This is a genomic window from Mesorhizobium sp. M0618 (assembly GCF_040320765.1).
GTDB lineage: Bacteria > Pseudomonadota > Alphaproteobacteria > Rhizobiales > Rhizobiaceae > Mesorhizobium.
In genome coordinates, this window is the sequence record NZ_JAMYQH010000011.1 from 22,921 (window position 1) to 46,326 (window position 23,406).

The following is a 23,406-nucleotide window of genomic DNA, read 5'->3' on the forward strand; positions in this document are numbered from 1 at the left end:
CTCTCTCGAAGTTCCGGCCCGTGTCGTCGATTTGAGCTTGACGTCGCTCATTAACGTTCCTCTAATGCATGGCTCGTAAATTCGTAAAATTGATTGTTTGAATGATACGCATCCACACGTTGGATAGAACATGACATGCGTTTCAAGGGACTCGATCTAAATCTCCTCGTTGTGCTGGACGCTCTGATGAGGGAGCGTAAAGTCACTGCCGCGGCTCGCAGTATCAACCTGAGCCAGCCGGCCATGAGCGCCGCCGTTGCTCGGTTACGCGCCTATTTCAACGATGAGCTATTTACGATGAACGGCCGCGAGCTCATTTTGACACCGCGCGCCGACGGGCTCGCCACAGCAGTCCGGGAGGCATTGCTGCACATCCAGCTATCGATTATTTCCTCCGACGCTTTCAACCCGGCCCAATCGGATCGTCTCTTCCGAATGATGCTTTCCGATTACATCACGATCGTATTTTTTAAGAAGATCGTAGAGCGTGCTGCGCGGGAAGCACCCGCCGTTCGCTTTGAATGTCTGCCTATTTGTGACGACCCCGAGGAGCTTCTCCGGCGCGGCGACCTTGATTTTCTGATTATGCCGGAAGTGTTCATGTCGAAACATCCTCGCGCAGTCCTGTTCGAAGATATGCTCGTATGCGTAGGCTGCGGCACGAACAAGCAGCTGTCAGAGCCACTTACATTCGAGCGATACTTGTCCATGGGGCATGTCGTGCTCAAATTCAGGCACACCCGGCAGCCCACCATGGAGGAATGGTATTTGCTCGAGCACGGTTTCGAGAGACGTGTCGAGGTCGTCGTACAGGGCTTTAGCCTGATCGCGCCCGTCCTGTCAGGCAGCAACCGCATCGGGACCATGCCCTTACGGCTGGCGCAGCATTTCGCAAAAACAACACCCCTGCGGATTGTCCAACTTCCGCCGCCACTTCCTCCTCCCGCATTCACGGAGGCCGTCCAATGGCCTGAGCTTCACAATACTGATCCGGCAAGCATGTGGATGCGGGAAATGATGTTGCAGGAGGCATCTAGCCTGGCGCCTTTGCCTGAAATCAATGAGCGTCTCGGGCACGCCGATCCGACCTTGCGGTTGTTGGTACCGACTGCCACCTCGATTTCGCGTGCGAAGTCCCGGAAGATGTTAAGCCCCACTTAAACACCGGGCCTTGCCCAGCAGAGCGGCGCAGTTGATCGTCAAGTACGAGGGCCAGGAACGAGCAGAACACACGCCCGGGGTTGCTACTGAATTGACTGCCGCCTCCGATTTTGCTTGCGGAGTCCCAGAAGATGCTCAGCCCCACTTAAATGCCAACGTCGCAGGCCTTGCCGCGGCTTTTCACGCGCGGCCAGGCGAGGAGATGGCGGTCCACGTGGTCGATCATCTGTGCCAGCCTCGCTCGGCTACTGGCGTCGACGACAGTCCCCTGCACCGAGAAAGTCGGGCACTTGGCAATGAAGCCGGTCGAGCTTGACGCCGCGGACCCAGGCAATTGACCCCGCGCTTCTGCCTGAACGCGTGGCCGATCCGTTCATCTAATCGGCGCTACATTCTGCCCGGCTGAGGTCCGTGGGTGCGGCCACCCCGCGGGATGGGATCAACATTCAACTTTCTCTCGTTTATGAAAGGAAACTCCCCGCTCACGATAGAGTCCATGAGTTTCATATATTTTCCGGCAGATGGATGTCGAACGGGAGAAATGTCTGTCCGGGTGTTTCAGCGGTGCCGGTCTCGATAGCCCGCGTCATCAGCGTTATCAGCTCCCGGCAAAGTCGGCGCATTGGCGTGGCGACCGCCATCGTGACGATATTATCTGCGAGCGCCGCCCGAGACTCCGGCGTGATTTCATTCACGATCGCGACGAGATCGCGACTTTTGCCCTCTTCTCGGAGCGCGGAGATGGCGCCCTCCATGCCGCCGCCGGCGACATAGAAGCCGACGAGCTCGGGCTCTCGCTGCATGAGATCAAGCGTTGCCTCGTAGGTGATCTGCCGTTTCTCGAGGTTCATGACAGGATCCAGCACCTCGAACGTGGGCGCGTTCTCACGGCAATAGGAGCGAAAGCCGACGTCACGGAGCTCGTGCCCCTGGAAACGATGGCTGCCGACAAAAACCGCCACTTTGCCGGGCCGTTTTGCGACCTTCGACACCATCCAAGCGGCCGTGCGCCCCACCTTGCGGTTGTTAAGGCCGATATACCCCTGTCGCACGCCGGCGGCGAAGTCGGAAAGCAGCGAGAAAACCGGAATGCCTTTGGCCTTGAGGTCCTCAACCGCTGCTGTAATTTTCGGGTGGTCCGGTGCCACCATCGCGATCGCATGGCAGCGTGCGCCCAAATCCTTGAGCCGCGCGATCAGGTCGCTCGGCATATGTGACGGGGCGAATTCGACGAGCGGAATGCCGTGGAAGGACTGGGCCAAATTGACCGATGCTTCGACCTCGCGCGCAAAATCTTGGTAGAAATGCTGGGCCGGTTTTCTCAAGATGAAGCCCAGACGGTAGTGCGGTAGGTCTCGCCGCAAGCGCTGCTTGATTAGCCCGGCAGCATGATAGCCGATCGCGTGGGCGGCGTCGTGGACCCGCCGCGCGGTCTCCTCGCGCACCGGATGGCGGGCGTTCAGAACCCGATCGATCGTTGCTACGCTGACTCGGGCTTCGCGGGCGAGATCGGCAATTGTGGGGCGCTTGGTCATAGGTCCTATTCTGATCTTTTTGACGCCGGCCGGCTCTCTGTCGCCTAACGGGTTTCGGTTTCGGGTGGCAAAGTGAAAACGTCCTATACGAACGGCCAACAGCGTGTTGGACGAACATCATTCCAGACGTAAACCGGCCGGGTATACTGAAAGGCTCATTCGCTTAAAGGGCGGTGACGGTTTGCACTCACACATTTAGCGCTTCGGCTACATGGTCCGTGAGGAGCCGTTTAGAGGCTGCGGGTCGGTCGTTCAGTTCATGTGACCAGCTAGGCGACTTAACAGGTCGTGGGCCGCCCACCTTACTTGGAGGAGGGTAGCCGGTTTGATGCCTTGGCAAGCTGATGACCGCAGAAGGCGGCTTTCATCTGTGCTCGGTCCAATTCTCCTTCCCAGCGGGCGACGACGAGGGATGCCACTGCGTTGCCGACGCAATTCGTCAGCGCCCGGCATTCGGACATGAAGCGGTCGATGCCGAGTATCAGTGCCATCCCAGCAACGGGAACACTCGGAACTACGGCGAGCGTAGCCGCCAGGGTGATGAAGCCCGCGCCTGTGACACCTGCAGCGCCCTTGGAGGAAAGCATTGCTACGAGCAGCAGCAGCACCTGATCGCCAATGGACAGATCCGTGTTCGTCGCCTGCGCGATGAAGAGGGCCGCCAGCGTCATGTAGATATTCGTGCCGTCCAGATTGAATGAGTATCCGGCCGGGATGACGAGACCCACAACCGAACGCCTGGCGCCCGCCTTCTCCAATTTCTGCATCAGCGAAGGGAGCGCCGCCTCCGAGGAGGACGTTGCGAGGACAAGCAGCAGCTCTTCCTTGATGTAGCGAATGAGAGAACAGATCGAGAAGCCGTTGTAGCGACAGACCGCGCCGAGAACCCCGAACACGAAGAGGAAGGCGGTGAAATAGAACGTCGCGACCAGCATCGCGAGGTTGACCACCGAACCGATGCCATATCTGCCGATGGTGAAGGCCATTGCGCCAAAAGCGCCGATCGGCGCGGCCTTCATCAGAATTCCAACGAGCTTGAAGACAGGCGCGATGAGCGCCTGAAGGAAGCAAACGACAGGCTTGCCCGGCTCGCCGGCCATCGCAAGCGCCATGCCGAACAGAACCGAGAAGAACAGCACCTGCAGGATGTCGCCTTCCGCGAAGGCACCGACGATCGTTGGCGGGATGATGTTCATCAGAAAGCCGGTGACCGACTGCTCGCTGGCTTTTGCGGCATAGGTATTCACGGCCTGGACATCGAGCGAGGCCGGATCAATGTTGAGGCCGGCGCCAGGCTGGACGACATTGGCGACGATGAGGCCGACGATCAGCGCGAGCGTCGAGAAGGTGAGGAAATAGACCATTGCTTTACCGGCGACCCGGCCGACCTTATGAAGATCGTTCATGCCGGCAATGCCGGTGGCAATTGTCAGGAAGATGACAGGCGCGATGATCATCTTGACCAGCTTGATGAAGGCATCACCCAGCGGCTTCAGGCTCTCGCCGGTCTCCGGATAAAAATAGCCAATTGCGACGCCGAGCGCGATGGCGGCAAGCACCTGGGCGTAGAGCTTGGTGTAGAAGGGTTTGCGGGGCGCGGGACTCGCGCCGCGGACTTGTGCAGCTGACACTGTTTCTCTCTCCCTGACCGGATCGAGGTGGCGTGACTTCTCCCGGGCTTCTCCCTATCGCGGCGCTCCGGTCGAACGCTGCACCAACGCCGCCGCAATACCCATGCCAGATGAATCCGCATGACCTGAACTGACGTGGGCTCGCCAATGATGGAGGAATGCGGTGTCAGACCAGCGGGATGGCCGCGGTCCGGCACGCCCTTGATGGTCTCTGGCAGAGTGCTGCCGGTCGATCCCTCTGGCTAGCGGTTTTGCTGCACAGAGCGTGGTGGGTTCCTCGTTTAGCCGGCTTTGGACCGGGCCGCATCGCTGGCGCCAGCGCGTACCAAATAGGTCGCCTGTTCATAAGCCCGTCCAGATGACAGGCTAACTTACCCCTGTTCGGAAGCGCTGTGAGAGGCGAGTTCCTCTCGCCGGAACGCCTGCGCCACATGACGAAATCCGTTGGTCTAGAGGAGGCCGAGAGCTTCGCTTTCCCTGACTAGCCGTGGCACCCATGATGGAATGAATGCGCTGGCACAAGGCGGGAACGACGAGGGTCCAGCACGACCCGTTGATGTTCACTGACAGAGTGCTGCCAGTCGATCCCTCTGGCTCGCGGTTCATCGGTGGCATCAGAGCCGAGAATGGCTGTGCTCTTTGCAGCGCTCCCGCTGCATGAAAGCCATGTCGAGACGTAGAGATTGACGCCGTTGGCGCTGACCACGACGATGCGATCTGGAAATTGCGAGCACCGGCTACCAAGCCGTACTCGACGCCAGCTTCGCGCCTTCACACGCGACACCGCCGCCGTATGATCAACTCGAGCAAAATGGCGGTTGCCGCAAACGACCAGTGCCGTTGGCGGTTATTATCACTTCCGCCCCTCCGTCGCGGGCGCTGGTGAATGGCACGGCCCGGCTTTTACACTCGGCGCGGTCAGCCGCTCGGGCACCGCATCGCCGGCGCAAGTATTTCCGTCGTTCAACGGCAAAAACAGAATTGATGAATTCTATCATATGCCGCGAGGTTTCCTTTCACGAATGAAAGAAAGCTCGATTGACTATCCCGCCTCGCTCCAGTCTGTTGAAAACAACGTGTGGTTGCCTTGGTGCAAGCCGAGACCATGGCCAAGCTTCGTGGAGGGGAGAGCCAAGCGATGCATCAGGGTTCGATCCGCTTTGCACTCGACCAAACGGCGGCGGCACGAGTTCACGTCGGAGTATTTTCGCGCTTGCTCGCGACGTCGCGGGCGCACATGCCGCCGGCCTACGTTTGATGGCGCGAGATCGAGGATCACATGCACCACAACATTCGCAAATCAGAACAAAATGCCAGCGAGTGCGGCATATCGCTGCCGGATGCGATAAGAGGTTGTCCAACGTCCGAGACGAATCCTGCGAATGGGGTATTGCACGAGCGCGCCCTCACCGGAATCTTCGAAATATCGAAAATACTCACCGGTCCCGCCCGGCTCGAACTCACGTTGGCCAAGGTCGTTGATCTCCTGCACTCGTTAGTGCAGATGCGGCACGGCATCATCACTCTCTGCGATGCCGAGGCCGGACTGGACATCACCGTGGCCAGCGACTGCGACACGAACAGCAATGAGCCCTCCCGGTCGCGCGTGCCGCGCAACGCCATCGATCAGATTGTGACGACGGACACGCCGCTCATCGCCGAGGACATAGCGATGCATCCGGCCTTCACTGCCGCTGACATCGAGGTGCTTGGGGCCTCCGACACCGTGTCCTTCATCGGCGTTCCCATTCGTGTTGATGGGAACGCCGTAGGCGCGCTGACTGTGGACAGGGCTTTGGAAAGCAGGTCAAGCTATCGGCTCGATTACGATGTCCGACTGCTCACCATGATTGCCAACATGGTGGGACAGACAGTCAAGTTGCACCGCTTCTGCGCGGGGGACCGCGAGCGACCGCCGGAGTTGGAAGATCGGCTGCAGACGAAATTTTCCGATGTTAAGCACCCTGCACCCCGGCGCAAAAAGGTTCATGTCGAGGGGATGATTGGTGACAGTCCGGCGATAAGCGCGCTGCTGGAGAAGATCGCGATCGTAGCCAAGGCAAAAACCACGGTTCTGTTGCGAGGCGAGTCCGGTACCGGGAAGGAGCTGGCTGCCAAGGCAATTCACGAGTTGTCGCCGCGCGCCAAGCGGCCCTTCGTTAAACTCAATTGTGCAGCGCTCCCAGAGACAGTCCTGGAATCCGAATTGTTCGGTCATGAGAAGGGTGCCTTCACAAGCGCATTCAATTCCCGCAAGGGGCGCTTTGAGCTCGCTGACAAGGGGACGTTGTTTCTGGATGAGATTGGCGAGATCTCGGCCTCGTTCCAGGCAAAGCTGCTGCGCGTGCTGCAGGAGCAGGAGTTTGAGCGCGTCGGCAGCAATCAGACCATCAAGGTCGATGTTCGCGTGATTGCCGCCACGAACAGGAACCTGGAAGAGGCGGTTGCAAGGAATGAGTTCCGCGCCGACCTATACTACCGCATCAACGTGGTTCCCTTGCTGGTACCAGCATTGCGCCAGAGGCGCAGCGATATTCCGCTGCTCGCAGCTGAGTTTCTCAAGAAGTTCAACGACGAGAACGGCTGTACGCTTACCTTCGATCCGTGTGCGATTGAAGTGCTGATGAAATGTGAGTTTCCCGGCAACATTCGCGAGCTTGAAAATTGCGTGCACCGGACAGCGATCCTGGCCGAGGGACTATCAATCGGGAGAAACGACTTTGCCTGCTCCCAAGGCCAATGCTTTGCCGAGGCGCTGTGGAAGTGCAGATCGGGCAAGGCCGCGATGCAACCAGCGCCGATCCTGCCGGAGTCAGCGAATCCGGCCACGCCGCCGGATGCGGCAGCCTGTTCGGCCGCGACCACAGTCCCGCGTGCCGGCGCAACACACCCAATTGGTGCGAGGACCCCCGACATAGAGCGCGTCATTGCTGCCATGGAAAGATGTGGCTGGGTGCAGGCAAAGGCAGCGCGCCTCCTTGGACTGACCCCGCGCCAGATTGGCTACGTGCTGAGGAAATACGGCGTCGAGATCAAGCGTATCTGAAACCGAGGAGATGAGCTGAGCTGCTTAGCGCCTTGCGGCAGCGATGCAGGTCCGCGTCCGCTTCCACTCGATTCATCGAGGACAGCCTGGCCGAATTCCCGTGTCTGCGTTGCGACCATCGTGTGAGAGGCAACGCTTCCATCGTCAATCCTGTCCGCCATGTTGCTCTCGTTGCGAGCTCATACGGATGCCCCTGGTGACTAAAACGGAGTTAAAATATGTCCGATGCAAAACTGCAAACTGTGCTTTCGGCTCTTCCGCCAGTGACGCGACACTTATATGCTCTGCCGTCCAACGGACCAGCACCGGACGGAAATTTTGTCAAGCTGAATACGAATGAGAACCCGTTTCCGTTGCCGCCAATCATAATGCAAAGTGCAGTGGCGGCCCTCAAGTGCCAGTATCTATATCCGGATGACGATAACATCAGCTTGAGGGAAGCGGCGTCCAGCACCTATGGCGTTTCCAGGGATCAGGTCATCGCAGGCAATGGGTCGTCTGAACTGCTCGGACTGATCTACAGAGCTTTCCTCGCGCCTGGCGACAAGGTTGCGATGATGTCGCCAGGGTTTTCGTTCAACCGCAAACTTGCCATGATTCAGGGCGCCGAGTTTCTCGAAATCGGATGTCAAGCTCATTCCCTGCCAATGGAGCAATTGCTTTCTGGTCCGGCAAAAGACGCCAAGTTCATTATGTTGGCCAATCCAAACAATCCGACCGGAACATTCCTCCCGATAAGCGATATCGAACGCCTCGTAGCACAATCAGACCGCTTGGTTGTCCTTGATGAAGCCTACGTCGACTTTGCACCCGATCATGGCCTGCGCCTCATCAACCAGTATCCGAACGTTCTGATCTTGAGGTCATTCTCGAAAAGCTATGCCGCCGCCGGCATTCGCGTCGGTTTCGGTTTCGGTCACCCTGAAATTATTGGCAGGCTGCGAAACATCCAGAACGTCTTCAACATGAACGTCATCGGGCATGCCGTTGGTATCAGCGTGCTTGCGCATCGCGGCGCCTACGCAGAGAACCACAAGCACATCAAGGATGAACGAGAGCGAGTGACAGTCGCGCTGTCGCAACTCGGATTTTCCGTAACGCCCTCCCGCGCAAATTTCTTGCTGGCCCGTGTGCCCGCGGGACAGGACGGCTCATGGTGGCAAGCAGCATTGGAAAGGCAAAAGATACTTGTCGCGTTTTTTCCGGACAAAGGCTTGGAACACTGCATCCGCGTCAGCATCGGCACAAAAGAGCAGATGGATGCATTTCTTGCTGCCGCTGGCGACATTGCTGGAAGCTTAACGGTGCCAAGCTCCAAGGGCAGGGAAGCGTCAGGCTCTGCTTCTTCGTTACGCTGACGTTAATCGGCGATCACACACATCTCTTCCGACTTGCTTGGTCATCCCAGCAAGAGAACAGCCTGCTTTTAAAATCGGGGACTTATCGAGTGACAAACGTCTTTCCTTCAAACCTAGCGTTCGGCATCTTCGATCATCTGGACGAGGATGGCCGCGACATCGGTCGGCAGTACGAAGATCGCCTGATATTAGCAGAGGCGTGCGATCAGCTAGGGTTCTATGCCTATCATCTCGCAGAACACCACTGTACTCCCCATGGGAGAGGTCCATCGCCGAATCTGTTCTTATCGAGCGTCGCCCAGCGCACCCGGCGCTTGCGTCTCGGACCCTTGGTGATGCTGCTTGCGCTTTATCATCCGCTGCGTGCGTTCGAAGAGATCTGTATGCTGGACCAGTTGAGCGGTGGCAGGCTCGAACTGGGCATAGGGCGCGGTGCTCTCCCGATCGAATTGGGCTACTTCGGGATTGGTGCGGACGCGGTGCCGGGCCGTTATGCTGAAGCCAGCGAAATCCTCATGGAAATACTTGTTAATCCGATGAAGGTCGGCACGCTATGCTATCAAGGCCGCCATTTTGATCTCAATGACGTTCCTTTGACGCTAAGACCTCATCAGCGTCCACATCCGCCGACATGGGTCGCTGCCAATCGACCCGAGTCCGCAGCTTGGGCGGCTGCGAATGGAACAAATATCGCGTGTGTAGGACCTTCCTCTTCTGTTCGCAAAACTACTGATGCGTTCCGCGCCTATCGAGAGGACAACGCTGGCGCGGGGGATCAGGCGCAATTTATCGGATTGCTCCGCATGGTCGTGGTTGGGCGTTGTGACACACATGCCTATTCGCTCGCGGCACCTGCTTACGAACGCTGGCTCAAGAGCTTCCAATTCCTTTACGAGCTCAACGCTATCCCCACTCCACCAAACCTGCCGCTGACCTTCGATGCGGCAGTCGAGAGTGAATTGTGCGTGGTAGGATCAGCAGAATCTGTGCGAAAAGCTCTGTTAGGTCAGTTGGAAGAGGCAGGTGCCAACTACCTGCTTTGTCAACTGGCATTTGGAAATCTGCCGCTAGATGCTTCCCTGTACACTGCGACGACCATCCAATCCGAAATCATGGCTCGACTTGGCTGACCATGAAATTCGCGGTCTGAGGTTGAATCGTTGTACAGCGCTCCCTCACATCCACGTGCTCTAGCGTGCACGGTGGACGGGCAATCGGGAGGGAGGCCAAACTGACGACGAGCCGGCGGCACAGAATACCAGGTTTGTGCGTTGGCTGGCGTCTGGGCCATCTTGTGAACCTGCATGATCCTAAGGAGATGATGGCCGAGCGCGTCACGATGCAGGCACGCGTCTGCTCGTCGCGCTCGCGCTACCCGTTGCCCATAGCCCGCCGCAGAGGTTCTTCTCGCCCGGGGCGGCGTCGGTGCGGCGCCTCCAGCTTCATCAGCGGCCCGGCGGTAGCAAAGCCGCCACTCGCTACGGCGCTGTTGAGGGCGCGCTCGCGAGCGGCTTTGCTACGCCCCAGCCACCACCGGGAGCGAGCTCGCCCGATGATGGGGTGCACCGCGGTCGGGATACGATGCTGGAGGAAATCGTTCGCAGCCGGTCTTCACGAACTGCGAGGAGTGCTTGTCCTTGAATGCTGCCTGCTGGCCGTCTGCGGTGCCTGAGTGGTCCGCCGACACGCCCGAAAGTCAACGCCACTACCACAAGGCCGCCAAAAAGTCAGGTCTGGGAGCCAGCTTGCACGGTGGTCTCGTGTTCGGGGATGTCGTCGAAGGAGGCATAGTTGAGATAGTAGAGTTTGGAATACAGGCCGCCCATGGCTATTAGCTCATCGTGGTTGCCAGTCGCAACAACTTGGCCATTCTGAAGCACGATGATGCGGTCGGCCCCCCGGATCGTGGCGAGGCGGTGGGCGATGACGAGGCCAGTCCGCCCTTCAAGCAGCTTGATCAGAGCCTTCTGAATCTGCAATTCCGTGTAGCTGTCGATGTTGGCGGTAGCTTCGTCGAGCACGAGGATCTTGGCGTCAGCGACGAGGGCCCGGGCGAAACTGATAAGCTGGCGCTGGCCAAGAGATAAGTTGTCGCCGCGTTCGCCAAGTTGGGTCTCATACCCGTCGGCGAGGCTCATGACGAAGTCATGCGCGCCGACCGCCTTCGCCGCCTCGATCACCTTGTCGCGCGTGGCTTCCGTCTTCTGGTATCGAATGTTCTCGAAGACCGTCCCGGTGAACAGGAATGGCTCCTGCAGCACCATGGCGACCTGGCGGCCGAGCGATTCTTGGGTGAGGTCGCGCACATCATGCCCGCCGACCAGCACCTGACCCTGCTGAACATCATAGAAGCGGTGGACCAGGGCCATCGCACTCGATTTGCCAGAACCGCTCGGTCCGACCAGTGCGACCGTCTCGCCGGGGTTGACCCTGAAGGAGACATTTTTCAGAACCGAACGGATAGGATCGTAGCCGAATGTGACGTCCCTAAACTCAACCGAGCCGTCCATTTCGGGCGAAAGTACCTCGGCATTGGGTTTGTCCTGAACATCGATCTTGACATCGAGCACATCGGTCAGGCGCTTGCCTGAGGCCATGGCGCGCTGCATGATCGAATATTGCAGGGTGAGTGAGCGGATCGGGTCAAAGAAGCGCTGGATGTAAAACAGGTAGGCTACCAACACGCCCACATCTATACGGCTATTCACGACCATCGAGCCGCCGACCACAATAACGGCGGCCAAGGCGAGGCCGGTGAGGCCATCGACGATAGGCACCATGACCAGTGCATATCTGGCAGCGATCAGTTGGGTCCTGAGGTTGGCATGGGCCCGGTCGTCGAAAAGAATGAAATTCACCTCCTGGCGATCCATCGACTGTATGGTCCGCACGCCGTGAATGGCTTCGGCCAGCGCGCCATTGACGACGGAATTGGTTTCGTGTGCAGCCATGAAGGCGTCGCGGGCACGCGGCAGCCAGACAATGCGGACGATCACCAGGATCGGCAGAACCGACAGAGTCAGGAGGCCGAGGCGAAAGTCGAGCCACAGCATTACGAAAACGATGCCGAAGAGAAGCGCAACATCACCTAGGGAATATACCGAGGTTTCCAGGAACTCCTGTATGGAGTTAACGTCGCCTTGCAGGCGCGACATCAGGCGTCCGACCTCAGTCTTGTCCATGAAAGAGAGCGAAACCTTTTGCAGATGGCCAAACATGGCGCGGCGGATGTCGAACAGGACAGTTTCGGCAATTTTCCCATCCAAGGTTTCCTGCATGTAACCGGCGGCGAAATTGACCAAAATCGCCGAAAGGAACGCGCCGACGGCCGTAAGCTGGGCTGAGCGATCGCTCCCTGCCGGGTTCATGCCCTGGTCGATCGCGTAGCGGATGATCAAGGGGATGAGAAGCTGCGTCCCGGTGAAGATCAACATCGCGACAATCGTGACAACTACCTTTGCCCGATAGGGATGGACGAAGCCCCAGATCCGGCGGAGGATGCTCTTGTCGAAAGCCCGGCCGAACATCTCCTCCTCGATCCGGTGCGAGCCGACGACCGCGCGCGGAGGGCGTCTGCCGTCGTCACGTTCGGCTTCGAGTTCGCCGGGGCCCTGGTCCATCAGCGGGCGCCCCCATACTGGGTCATATGCTATCACCTGGGCGCGTCTGGAGATCGTAAAGGGCCCTGTAGCGTCCCCGCTTCGCCAGAAGCTCTTCATGCGTGCCGCGTTCTACGATTTCGCCGTTATCGACAAAAAGGATCTGATCGGCATGCAGAAGCGCACTCAGCCGGTGCGCGATGATGATCGTCACCCGATCCTTGGCGAAGCGCCGCGTCGCCGCGCGAATGCGCTGCTCGGTGCCGGCATCGATCGCGGCCATCGAGTCGTCGAAAACGACGACAGAGGGGCGCAGCATCATGGTGCGAGCAATCGTGAGACGCTGGCGCTGGCCGCCAGAGAGAGAGACGCCGCGTTCGCCCACGACCGTCTCATACCCTGCTGGGAGCCCGAGGATGTAGTTGTGGAGCTGGGCGAATTCGCCAGCGCGTTCAATTCGCTGTCTCTTCGCCCAGGGGTCGCCATAAGCGATGTTGTTCTCAATCGTGGTGGTGAACAGGAACGCATCCTGCTGTACAACGGCAACCACCTTGCGAAGGCTCTCGAGGGTGACATTGCGTATGTCCTGGCCGTCCAACGTGATGGCGCCACCGGTCACGTCGTAAAAGCGGGGGATCAGATGAGCCATCGTCGATTTGCCGGAACCCTGCGGACCGACGATCGCGATCGTCTCGCCTCTCCGGGCCTCAAAGCTGAGGTTCTTCAGAATGGCGCGGTTTTCGACATTGGGGTACGCAAATGAGACATTGTGGAAGCGTAGAGTGCCGTCGCTTATCTCAAGCGGTCTGGCCTCGAGAGCATCCCTGATCGTGATCTCCTGATCGAGGAGACCGAAAAGCCGGGAACCGCAGCTGGAAGCGCGGGCAAAGGCATTGACCATGAGGCCGATCTGGCGGACTGGCATTTGCAGGATGGTCATGAAGGTCAGGAAGGTCGCCATCGTTCCGACGCTGATCTCGCCAGCGATGAGCTTGTTGCCACCTATCCAAAGCACCAATCCCATTGCGAAAAAGAAGGACAAGGTCATCGCCGACGTGCTGGGTACGTAGATGTCAACGAGATCGTTGGCGAGGCCGAGCGCGGTCTTGGAAGCGCGGTCGAACTTCAGCATCTCATAGGATTGAGCCGCAAAAGCGCGGACCACGCGGATGCCTGCGAGATTTTCCTTCATCACGCGGCTTAGTACCGAAAGGCGCTCATAGAGGTCGAGCCAGGTGGCGCGCAGCCTAAGCTGTGTGGTCGATGAGCGCCAGGCGACAAAAGGCACGAAGCTCAGCGCGACCAGGCCGAGCATGAGATCGATCGAGATCATCATGTAAGCGCCGACCCCGATCAGCATGGTGAGCAGGACCACGCGAACGAGCGCGGTGGAAAAATACATCCGCACGCCTTGGAGATCGAGCATTCCTATGGTGATCAGATCGCCTGAATGGACCCGATCGTGAAAGGAAAAGCTGAGACGCTGGATCTTGTCGTAGTAGGCGAGCCGCAGTTCGTACGCGACATGATGCCCGACGGCTTCGGCAAAATAGTTCTGCGCCATCGTGAAAAGGCCGCGTAGCGCGCTGACGGCGAGCAGCAGGAGAGCCGGGGTCCAGAGCGCTTGTCCTGCCGCGCTCCCGGCGACACCGCCCCCGATGGCTGTCTGGGCCTGGTCGACAGCCCGGCCGAGAAGCTGGGGAATGAGCAACTGGAGGATTGCCGCCATGATCGTCGAGCCCATAGCGAAGGCGACCTGCCAGGGATGCCGAAAATTCATGCGCGTTATGCGCAACAGCGTACTCAAATCCCGGCCCCAGCGCGCCGCTTCAACATGGGTCAACGAATTGAGAGCGTCCGTTGCGCTGCCGACAGCATCACTGTTCACGGGTGTATTCCCGACTGCATTTTGCGCCTTCGAGGAAAGCCGAAGGACGCATCATCAAAGGCGACCGCCATTTTAATCCTGTCCACAACCTGCAGCCTTGCCCGTTCCCAGAAGCCGAGCCGCCGCTTGACTAAGTGGCATGTCGATCACCGTGATTCCGCTTGCCGCAAGGAAACGCGCTTCGTTTCTGGTCAGGGTTTCCGCGTCCATTACGGTGCAATAGGGACCGCGGGAGCGCTTCATGATCTGTCTGGCGTAGGTGCGCAGCATTTGATCGTTGAAGCGGCAGCCAACGAAGAAAAATCCACGGGTGATGCGCCGTTCCTTCACCACGTCAGGGATAGGTGTCTGGATATCAATTTCGGTCAGGACTTCGACATAGTCGGAATCTGCGACGAGAAAGTTTTGCGAGGGCCTACTACTCCCGTGAGGTGCATAGAGGACCGTCTTTGCCCCCGATCGGGCGTCGAGCTCCCTCCCGGACAAATCGTAGGTTTTTGTCCAAATGTTGCCGATTTCGTTCGCCCGCGTGACGCCTTGTATCTCAACGACGTCCGTTCGGCCGGTCTCCACGAGAGCCGTGCGCATCGCGCTGTCATACCAGCTGTCGATGATGAGGGAGAGCGGCAGCCTTGCGAGCCAGGCGTGGAGGAGGGTTGGCCTCACCGGCGCTGCGAATATCTCGGTCATCCAAGCTTGAAGCGTCCGGCGATGCCGGCGCTGTTCGATGAACTGCGCAACCGACCACATATTGGTGCGGATCCTGGAAGGGGCGGGCGCCCGTGCATTGAGTGCCGCGGCAACGACCTCCGGAGTATGCGGCACAGGCGGTTCCGCACAGTTGAACCCAAGAAGACCCGGACCGAGATAGGGGATCACCTCATCGGCGGCGAGCGCTGCCTTCGCCAGGTCAAGCAGCTTATCGGCAAAACTGTCCCGCACTATGACAAGGTGGCCCGATGTCAGGATCGTATTCATGCTCGTTTCCTCGCGACGCACTTAGCGGCAGCATCAGTCCTCTTCGGAAACCTTCCTTGCCTCGACAGTGATCGGCAGACGCGTATCCCGTGGGAGATCGGGTAAGACGAGCCGCCACCCGTTCCGGAGCGTGATAGTTCCGCCCCACAACTCTTCCTTCTCGAGCTTGATGATCGGCTCTTCGAGGTCTTTTTTGGGGACATACGCCGACAAGCCAGCATCGGTCCTGCGGATCATGACTTTCATCTGGCCGTCCCTTCATTGGAATTGCTTTCAGCACTGCAGGACTCGGCTTTCTCGAGGCTCATCAGTTCACGCGCTCGCATGCCGACGACGGTGCCACGGTCGATCCACTCGACCGCATAGATGAAGAACTGCTGGAGAAAGGTGCCGATGTCGCGCACATATCCCTCGTCGCCCTTGCGCACGAGATTTTCGCCGATCTCCCTGCCAGGATAGGTGCCGTCATTCTTTATGTGGCGAGTGGCACGTACCCGCTCTCCCGGCATGAATCGTGGAGGCCTGCGGATTTCGATCTCCTCTTCGCGTCCGAGCGACATGTCCGTTCCCTGATTTCTCGTGGGGCTGCAGATTGTGAACAAGGCGCTCCAGGCGTCCTGCGTAGGCAGCCCCAACCATGTCGGCAGCCCATGTGGTCACGCAGGAACGCAGGTCTTCGGCACCGGGCATACCGAGGCACATTGCTGCGCATCGAAGACCCCCTCGCATTCGGTGCACTTCTGGGACTCGATCACGTAGCTCTCGCCTTTGAACTTGATCGCGCCGGAAGGACATTCGAATTCGCAGGCGCCGCATTGGGTGCATTGGGATGCGATGATCTTGAAAGCCATTTTAACTCCTGGTCCGAATGAAATGAGACAGCTCAGGCCGTCGCCGCGAGTGCGGGGGCCCCTGACGTGGCGGTGTAAATCGCGCTGATTGCCGTCTCGATATAGTCATGGGCATAAGCATCGGTCGCTTGGATTCCAGCCTCCGCGAGCTGATCCTGCGGGCAAGTTCCAATCCTGGCGCACAGCACGATATCTATGCCTTGAAGGGCTGCGATGATGCCATCGAGGGTGGCCTCTGCGCTCCGGCCGCCGAGACAATACTGCTCGACCTTGCGATGCCCAACAAAGCTGATCCCCCTCGGCGAGGCTTGATAAACCTGGAATTCCTTCGCATGGCCGAAATGTTCGTTGACGCGGCCGCCGCCCTTGGTCGCCACCGCGAAGAGGACGGATTTGCCGGGCCTCGCTGCCTTGACCAATCCGATCGCTTCACTTCTGGCCGCCACGTGATCACGGCGCTCCTGCGCGACCAGCTCCCGATAGGCCTTACGCTTGCTGGCATCGTAGGTGACCTCGCCGGGAATCCGGTCGGCCCTGAATTCCTGGCCACGATCCTCGCCAAGCATGCCGACGGCATCTGCCCGGCACTGCCGGCAGTGGCGCATCAACTGGGCGCCGCCTTCGAGACGATCCTGAAGAGCCTTCAGCTCCTTTGCGTTTGGGCCGCGCTGCCCACTCAGTCCGTAGTGCGTGCCGTGCGCCGGGTCCGAAATCAGCGGCATGAGGTTGTGCAGGAACGCGCCTCGCTCCTTGACGCATCTATTCACCTCGATCAGATGCTCATCGTTCACGCCAGGAATCATCACCGAATTGATTTTGGTGAGGATGCCGCGCGCGGTCAGCATCTCCAGGCCCAACATCTGCCGCTCGTGCAGCATCCGGGCGGCTTCGATGCCGACGTAGCGGCGATGGTCGTAAAAGATCCAAGGATAGATCTTTGCACCGACCTCAGGGTCGACCATGTTGATGGTGATCGTCACGTGATCGACATTCATGTCGGCAAGCTCATCGACATGGTCCGGTAGCGCGAGCCCATTCGTGGAGATGCAAAACTTGATGTCTGGGATTTCCCTGGCGACCCTGGCGAAGGTCGCCTTCGTCTTCTTCCAGTCGTAACAGGCATCGCCCGGTCCGGCGATGCCGAGCACGGAAAGCTGCGGCACCTCGCTGGCGACCGCGATCACCTTGCGTAGCGCCTGGTCGGGCGTCAGCTTTTCAGAGGCCACCCCAGGCCGGCTTTCGTTGGCGCAGTCATATTTGCGATTGCAGTAGTTGCACTGGATGTTGCAGCCCGGCGCGACCGCGACGTGCATGCGCGCGAAATAGTGATGCGCCTCTTCTGAAAAGCAGGGGTGATCCTTGATCTTCTCCCAGACAGCCGGATCCGTGTCGTCGGGCTTTGTCGACGAGCCGCAGGATGACGCGCAGCCACCGGGTTTCATGGTGCCAAGCAACTGGTCACCGTATGTCGTGCTGAGGCTCTCAAGCGAAATTGCCGGTGCAGACATGAACGGCTCCGTTGCTGCGTGATGTCGCAGTTCAAAGCGCAAGAGCTATGCCAGCTCAAAGAGCTGTTTCGGTTCACGAATAGGCTTGTCGTGTCAGATTCCTTCGGATTGCTCCGACACACCTTTGTCGGGCTTACGACAGTGGACACGCAAATAGGGTCGCGAGGCTACCAGCCTTGGGCGCGCAAAGTGTGAACGAGACCACTCCGGGCTGCTTACGGTTGACGTCATAACGACGTCTAGAATTTCTTCACCACGATACCATGCCGGCGCAGGGCGTAGCCGACTTGCCGCGGCGTGAGGCCGAGGATACGAGCCGCCCTGGCCTGAACCCAACCGGCCTTGTCCATCGCGTCGATCACCCGGTCGCGTTCCGCCAGACGCGGGGGACAAGTGGGATCGTTCGGATCGCCGGCCGTAAAGGGAGATATCTTGCCTGCGGAGGCACCGATGCAACTGGCCGGCAGCCGCAATCCGACCGGCACTGCGTTGACCCGTGCGAGATCGTCGATGGCATTGCCGCCATTCGAGCGGTCGGCTCGCTTCCAGAGGAGCCAGGAAAGGCACTGGCCCTTCTTACAGGCGAAATCGGATGGAGTGATCGTCCTTGAGCGCGCAAGTGTGGCCGTCCTTTGGACGCAGTTCTCCAGCTCGCGGACGTTACCAGGGAAGTAACATTGCGAGATCAGGTCAAGCGCCGGCGCCGCGAAGGCTAGTGAGCGATCGTTCTCCTTGTTGAACCGGTTGAGGAAGGCGTTCGCAAGGCGTGGAATATCGCCGGTTCGCTCTCTGAGCGGAGGCAGGATAATTGGCACGACATTGATGCGGTAATAAAGGTCGGCCCTGAACTCCCCTTTTATGACGGCCGTCTCGAGGTCCTTGTTGGTGGCGCATATGAGGCGCACGTCGACCTGTAGCGTTTTGGTGCCGCCGACTCGCTCCAACTCGCCTTCCTGCAAGACACGCAACAGCTTGGCTTGAAAGGCCGGCGAAATCTCGCCGATTTCATCAAGTAGCAGCGTTCCCTCATTTGCCAATTCAAAACGACCGGCGCGCTGGGAGATAGCACCCGTGAAAGCGCCCTTTTCATGCCCAAACAGTTCTGACTCCAGAACGCTTTCAGACAGTGCGGCGCAGTTCAATTTGGCGAAAGACTTCTTCCTCCGACGTGAGAGCTTATGGATGGCCTGCGCAAAGAATTCCTTGCCGGTGCCGCTTTCACCCCGCAGAAGCACGGTGGAATTGGTCCCTGCTACGACCGAGACGGTTTCGAGCACCTGCTTGAGTGCGGGGCTTTCCCCGATGATCCCGTCGATTTTGGCATCCGCATTCCGGGCAGGGTCGTAGGTCCTCCCCTCGTTGGGCGATTTCTCCGGTCCCGATTGCCCATGGCCACACCGCTGACGATCTGTACTCAGGGCGCGATGGAGGCGGATGGTCCGGCCGACAAGATTGGCGACCATCGTCAGGAAATAAATGTCCTCGTCGTCGCGAAAGTCGGTGGCGCCGTCTCCGGCGCGGTCGATCGACAATGTCCCAAGGATATCATGATCAGCCTTTAGCGGGATACCGATAAAGGCAATTGGGATGGTTCCGATGCTCGAAGACGTTTGAAGATCAGCCTGAAATAGTTGGGACTTGCGCACGTCCGGTATGAAGAGCGGCGTCCCCGTAGCGACGATTTGATCTGTTACGGCCTGTGGTATGACGCGGCGAGTGCCTGATTGACGTACGTGGGTATTGCCGGCAGTCGCGGCAATCTCCAGCTCTCCTTCAGCGTCCAGGACGACGATTGCTCCGTGACGCATCTGCAGAAATGAAGGCAGGACGTTCACGACATTGGCGAGCGTAATCTCCAGCTCGCTGGGGGCGGTCAGCACCTTCGATATCTCGTAGAGTCCTCTGAGCGCGATATTTGATTGGGGCATGCTTTTGATGGGCGGTTCAGGGCGGGTCTCCCGAGGTCCAACCTCGTCGACCCGATCTTGCGGTCCGTGGGTCATGGAAACACCTCAGGGGTTGTCGTCCAGAGTGCTCCTCCTTTTTTATCTGAATTCTGAAAGCACAGTATTCACGAGCTTCTCTTCGTCAAAGCGACGATCGAAGCAAAGAAAATAGACTTGGCGTTGGGCGAGACCTAAACTGTATCAAGATCAACCCTCTTAATACGTGCGTGCGTCGGTCATCCGAATTTGAAGAGGACTCCGAAACCGCCGCGTGGATAGTTCCACTCGATCTCGCCACTGGTCTCACACAAAATCCGGCAGGTGCCGCACTCCATGCAGCCGTCAGCAGTGATCTCCACTTGACCTTTGTCGTTCAACTCATAACATTTCGCCGGGCAGACGTGGGTAAGCGCGAGCAAGTTCGCGCTTGGCCTCTCGTGCGGTCGCACTTTGATATGCGGGCGGCCGGAATCCACCAAGTAGCGGTTCTGGTAAAGCTTGTCCTCGACACGTGACTTTGTCACTGCGATCGTCATTTCGTCTCCCTTCAGCGCCACGCCAATGCAAGGCGGACCGCGTCGCTGACCAGCCCCCAACGCGAGCGCGCCTTGATGAAGGCCGCCGTGGTCGCCTTTTCCTTCTCGATCTTCGGCGTGCCGTCGACACGCATGAAGTTCTGCGCGGCTTGCGACATCAACCGCGGATAAGTTGTGAAGTAATTGCAGGAATTGGTGTGGAGCAAGGCCGGCATATCTTTGTATTTCTTTAGGTCCTTGACCACGAAGGACTTGTCCAGCATGGCTTTGTAAAGAGCGAGATTTCGTTTGGTCATAGGAGCGTTGCGGCTGTTGACCTCGATGATTGCCTCAGCCGCGATGCGGCCGGAGGTCATGGCGAGGTTCGAACCCTCGCGGTGAATGGCGTTGTTCAGTTGCGCGGCATCGCCGACCACGACCCAACCGTCGCCAAACAGCTGCGGAATAGCCTTGTAGCCGCCTTCGGGAATGAGATGCGCGGAATATTCTTTCACTTCCGAGCCGGCGATCAGCGGCCGGATCGAAGGATGGCTCTTTAAGGCATCAAGGAGAACGTAGGGGCTCTCGACCATCGCGGCAAAATCGGAGACGAGGCAGCCAATGCCCAGTGAGATCGACTCCTTGTTGGTGTAGAGGAAGCCGAGCCCGGCCATGCTGCGGGAGGTCGTGCCCACCGCCTCGATCACGCAGCCTTCATCGCCCTTGACGCCGAACCGCTGCTCAATGACCTCTTCGGGCAGGAAATGCATTTCCTTAACGGCGAGCGCCACGGTTTGCGGCTTCGGCATCTGGCGCAGGCCGGCTCGCGTGCCAAGCAGTCCGCAGACACCTTCTGCGAGAACGACCACGTTCGCGTAGATGGCTCCGCCGGCCCGATCTGTGCGGACGCCGACCACCCTGTCCTTGGCGTCACGGATGAGCTCCGTCACGGTCGTCTCGCACAGAACCGTCGCGCCGGCCTCGCGCACCTTACGCGAAAACCATTTGTCGAACTGGGCACGGATGATCGTGTATCGGTTGGGCTTGGCCTCATTGAAGTCGTCCGACCGATAGTGAATCCCGGTATGGGATGTGTCGTCCATCACCCAAAGCCGCTGTTCAACCAAATGCCGCTCGAGAGGCGCATCATCCCGGAAATCCGGGATGATCTTCTCCAGCATGTCCGCGTACATGATGGCACCCTGGACATTCTTGGAGCCCGGATATTCACCCCGCTCCAACTGCAGCACCTTCAGGCCATGGCTGGCCATGGTGTAAGCAGCTGCGTTTCCGGACATGCCTGCCCCAACAACAATGGCGTCGAAGTTTTCCTCGATCATGTCCGTCCCTTAGCTCGCAAGCTTATCGCGACTGTGGGGCGACAGCCGCCGGGTGAAGGCTTCCGTCAGTGCGGGCAGGAAGCGGATCGCGTCGGTGACGATTCCGAGGTGAGCGAAATCGAAAATCGGCGCGTTCGGGTCGGTGTTGATGGCCACGATGAGATCCGCCCCCTCGACGCCAACCCGATGCTGGACGGCGCCGGAAATCCCGGCCGCTATGTAAAGCTTCGGCCGGATGGTCTTACCAGTCTGGCCGATCTGCCGATCAGCTGGCATCCAGCTCTTCTGGACCAACGGGCGCGAACAGCCGTGCTCGGCGCCGATTGCTCGCGCGAGGTTCTTCACAAGCTGCAGGTTCTCCGCCGCGCCAAGACCAAGGCCTCCCGCAACCACGACGTCGGCATAGGCAAGGTTTGCCTTCGCCGACTGATTGTCCGGCAGGAAGCCGAGGACTTTGGTAGCGATCTCGTCCTCGGCAAGCGAGAGCTTGTGCCGGATGACACGCCCGACCGGTTTATCCGTCCGCTGCGGCATGGGCATGACCCTCGGTCGCACTGTCGCCATCTGCGGGCGGAAATTGAGCGTATAGATCGTGCACAACAAGGAACCGCCGAAAGTCGGGCGCGTGGCGGCGAGCGAACTGTCGGTATCCACATCGAGTTCGGTGCAGTCGGCCGTGAGCCCCGTCTGCAAGGTCGTCGCCACGGAGCCGGCAAGATCCCTGCCGAGTGTGGTGGCACCGAGAAGAAGGATTTCGGGTTTGTGGGTATCGACCAGATCCGTCATCGCCTTGGTGAAAGGCTCGTTCCGATAGTCGGCGAGCAGGGGCGCCTCGGCGATGTAGACAAGGTCAGCACCATAAGCGAATGCTTCGGCAACGGCGTTCCCGACGGCCTCTCCCGGCGGTCCGAGCACGACGCCTGCAAGCTGGACCTCAAGCTTGTCTGCTAATTTGCGGCCTTCGCCGAGCAGTTCGAATGATACGGGATGGACCTGGCCGCGTTCGAGCTCGATGAAGACCCAGACGTGCCGGTAGTCCTTGAAATGGGCGGGCAGCTCCTTCTTTATGCCGGCGCGGCCGGCGGCAGGGCGAGGGGTTTCTCGGTTCGCGGTCGACATCGTTTGCTCCTTGCCGTCATGCGCCGCCGTTGAAGGCGAGCTCATGTTCCAGCGCCGGCTGGCGGGTGAAGATTGCGGTGATGAGTTCGTCAGCGACATCGCGCAAGGGCATCTCGGCGGTGTCGATTAGCGCCGCCTTTTCAGACCGCGCAGGGGGGGCGAAAACACGCTTGACGACGGTCGGTGAGCCGCGCAGGCCGCATTTGGTGAGATCCTCAATGCCGGCGTCGGCCGCACTCCATTTCAAGACCTCGCTGCGCGCGGCGCACAAGGCGTCGTGGATCGAGCCCCGGCGGATCTCGTTTGTGCCTTCCAGCATGGTGATGAGGCAAGGCAGCCTGCTCTTCAGCATCTGTGTGCCGCCTTCGGAGCGGCGCTCGACCTTGATCTCGCCTGCAGCAAGGTCAATAGAGGGGATCTTCGCAACATAGGTCAGTTGCAGGAGTCCGAGGCGCTTGGCGATGCCGGGCCCGACCTGGGCGGTGTCGCCATCGATCGTCTGCTTGCCGGTGAAGACGAGGTCTGGCGTGCCGAACGTTTCGCCGACCTTCGCGATTGCCTGTGAAAGGGCGAACGAGGTCGCCAGCGTGTCGGAGCCGGCAAAATAGCGGTCGGTCAAGAGCACCGCTCGGTCGGCGCCGTAGCCGAGCGCCTTGCGCAGCGCGTCCTCTGCCATGGGCGGACCCATGGTGAGCACAGTGACTTCGCCGCCATAGGCATCGCGCAGTCTGAGCGCTTCTTCGAGGGCGAACAGGTCGTAAGGGTTGATGATGGTCGGAACACCCTGGCGCATGATCGTGTTCGTCACCGGATGGACCCTTATCTGTGCCGAGTCCGGCACCTGCTTGATGCAGATTACGATGTGCATTGGCGGTTTCTCTAGGCTCCTATCGGGTGCGGGCATTGCGGTTATCTCCTTGACCCGCATAAT

At 59.2% G+C, this 23,406-nt stretch carries 18 protein-coding genes; 4 read left to right on the plus strand and 14 right to left on the minus strand.

Annotated features, from left to right (window positions below):
* Positions 1–135: 135 nt before the first annotated feature.
* Complete coding sequence (locus tag NKJ04_RS13850) at positions 136–1,161, plus strand: LysR family transcriptional regulator (protein ID WP_023813724.1); 1,026 nt, start codon at positions 136–138, stop codon at positions 1,159–1,161.
* Between the two features lie 503 nt (positions 1,162–1,664).
* Here NKJ04_RS13850 and NKJ04_RS13855 read toward each other — a convergent pair.
* The gene (locus NKJ04_RS13855) at positions 1,665–2,696 is read right to left on the minus strand and encodes a LacI family DNA-binding transcriptional regulator (protein ID WP_023736284.1); all 1,032 of its coding nucleotides are present in this window, start codon (positions 2,694–2,696) and stop codon (positions 1,665–1,667) included.
* A 302-nt stretch (positions 2,697–2,998) separates the two neighbouring features.
* Complete coding sequence (locus NKJ04_RS13860) at positions 2,999–4,327, minus strand: dicarboxylate/amino acid:cation symporter (RefSeq protein ID WP_352675665.1); 1,329 nt, start codon at positions 4,325–4,327, stop codon at positions 2,999–3,001.
* Positions 4,328–5,606: 1,279 nt separating this feature from the next.
* Here NKJ04_RS13860 and nifA (NKJ04_RS13865) point away from each other — a divergent pair.
* The 3 genes from nifA (NKJ04_RS13865) to NKJ04_RS13875 all read left to right on the plus strand — a co-directional run bounded on the left by nifA (NKJ04_RS13865) (position 5,607) and on the right by NKJ04_RS13875 (position 9,861).
* Complete coding sequence (nifA, locus tag NKJ04_RS13865; RefSeq protein WP_352554108.1) at positions 5,607–7,373, plus strand: nif-specific transcriptional activator NifA; 1,767 nt, start codon at positions 5,607–5,609, stop codon at positions 7,371–7,373.
* A 218-nt stretch (positions 7,374–7,591) separates the two neighbouring features.
* The gene (gene hisC / locus NKJ04_RS13870) at positions 7,592–8,731 is read left to right on the plus strand and encodes a histidinol-phosphate transaminase (protein WP_023736288.1); all 1,140 of its coding nucleotides are present in this window, start codon (positions 7,592–7,594) and stop codon (positions 8,729–8,731) included.
* A gap of 89 nt (positions 8,732–8,820) precedes the next feature.
* Positions 8,821–9,861 (plus strand): LLM class flavin-dependent oxidoreductase, encoded by a 1,041-nt coding sequence (locus tag NKJ04_RS13875; protein ID WP_023736289.1) that lies wholly within the window; start codon positions 8,821–8,823, stop codon positions 9,859–9,861.
* Between the two features lie 597 nt (positions 9,862–10,458).
* Here the strand turns inward: NKJ04_RS13875 and NKJ04_RS13880 are convergent.
* The 12 genes from NKJ04_RS13880 to NKJ04_RS13935 form a co-directional block, all read right to left on the minus strand.
* Positions 10,459–12,351 carry an ABC transporter ATP-binding protein gene (locus NKJ04_RS13880; protein ID WP_352675669.1) on the minus strand — a complete coding sequence of 631 codons (1,893 nt, stop codon included), beginning with the start codon at positions 12,349–12,351 and terminating at the stop codon, positions 10,459–10,461.
* A 22-nt stretch (positions 12,352–12,373) separates the two neighbouring features.
* The gene (locus NKJ04_RS13885; protein WP_352675671.1) at positions 12,374–14,218 is read right to left on the minus strand and encodes an ABC transporter ATP-binding protein; all 1,845 of its coding nucleotides are present in this window, start codon (positions 14,216–14,218) and stop codon (positions 12,374–12,376) included.
* Between the two features lie 72 nt (positions 14,219–14,290).
* Positions 14,291–15,196 carry an SIR2 family NAD-dependent protein deacylase gene (locus NKJ04_RS13890; protein ID WP_031213722.1) on the minus strand — a complete coding sequence of 302 codons (906 nt, stop codon included), beginning with the start codon at positions 15,194–15,196 and terminating at the stop codon, positions 14,291–14,293.
* A 33-nt stretch (positions 15,197–15,229) separates the two neighbouring features.
* Positions 15,230–15,442: a putative nitrogen fixation protein NifT gene (gene nifT, locus NKJ04_RS13895; protein WP_023813715.1), complete on the minus strand. Its 213-nt coding sequence runs from the start codon at positions 15,440–15,442 to the stop codon at positions 15,230–15,232.
* Complete coding sequence (locus tag NKJ04_RS13900) at positions 15,439–15,756, minus strand: nitrogen fixation protein NifZ (protein ID WP_023736294.1); 318 nt, start codon at positions 15,754–15,756, stop codon at positions 15,439–15,441. Before NKJ04_RS13900 ends, nifT begins: the two co-directional genes overlap by 4 nt.
* 96 nt (positions 15,757–15,852) lie before the next feature.
* Complete coding sequence (locus NKJ04_RS13905) at positions 15,853–16,047, minus strand: 4Fe-4S dicluster domain-containing protein (RefSeq protein ID WP_023672218.1); 195 nt, start codon at positions 16,045–16,047, stop codon at positions 15,853–15,855.
* A gap of 32 nt (positions 16,048–16,079) precedes the next feature.
* Positions 16,080–17,555, minus strand: coding sequence for a nitrogenase cofactor biosynthesis protein NifB (nifB, locus tag NKJ04_RS13910; protein WP_352675674.1), 1,476 nt, complete (start codon positions 17,553–17,555; stop codon positions 16,080–16,082).
* A gap of 239 nt (positions 17,556–17,794) precedes the next feature.
* On the minus strand, positions 17,795–19,558 hold the full coding sequence (nifA, locus tag NKJ04_RS13915; protein ID WP_502897918.1) for a nif-specific transcriptional activator NifA: 1,764 nt from the start codon (positions 19,556–19,558) through the stop codon (positions 17,795–17,797).
* Between the two features lie 179 nt (positions 19,559–19,737).
* Entirely contained in the window at positions 19,738–20,037 is a 300-nt protein-coding gene (locus NKJ04_RS13920; protein ID WP_023678245.1) for a ferredoxin family protein, read from the minus strand.
* An 11-nt stretch (positions 20,038–20,048) separates the two neighbouring features.
* Positions 20,049–21,356 (minus strand): FAD-dependent oxidoreductase, encoded by a 1,308-nt coding sequence (locus tag NKJ04_RS13925; protein WP_352675676.1) that lies wholly within the window; start codon positions 21,354–21,356, stop codon positions 20,049–20,051.
* A 9-nt stretch (positions 21,357–21,365) separates the two neighbouring features.
* Positions 21,366–22,475 (minus strand): electron transfer flavoprotein subunit alpha/FixB family protein, encoded by a 1,110-nt coding sequence (locus NKJ04_RS13930; RefSeq protein WP_023760372.1) that lies wholly within the window; start codon positions 22,473–22,475, stop codon positions 21,366–21,368.
* A 16-nt stretch (positions 22,476–22,491) separates the two neighbouring features.
* Complete coding sequence (locus tag NKJ04_RS13935; RefSeq protein WP_352675679.1) at positions 22,492–23,343, minus strand: electron transfer flavoprotein subunit beta/FixA family protein; 852 nt, start codon at positions 23,341–23,343, stop codon at positions 22,492–22,494.
* Between the last annotated feature and the right edge of the window lie 63 nt (positions 23,344–23,406).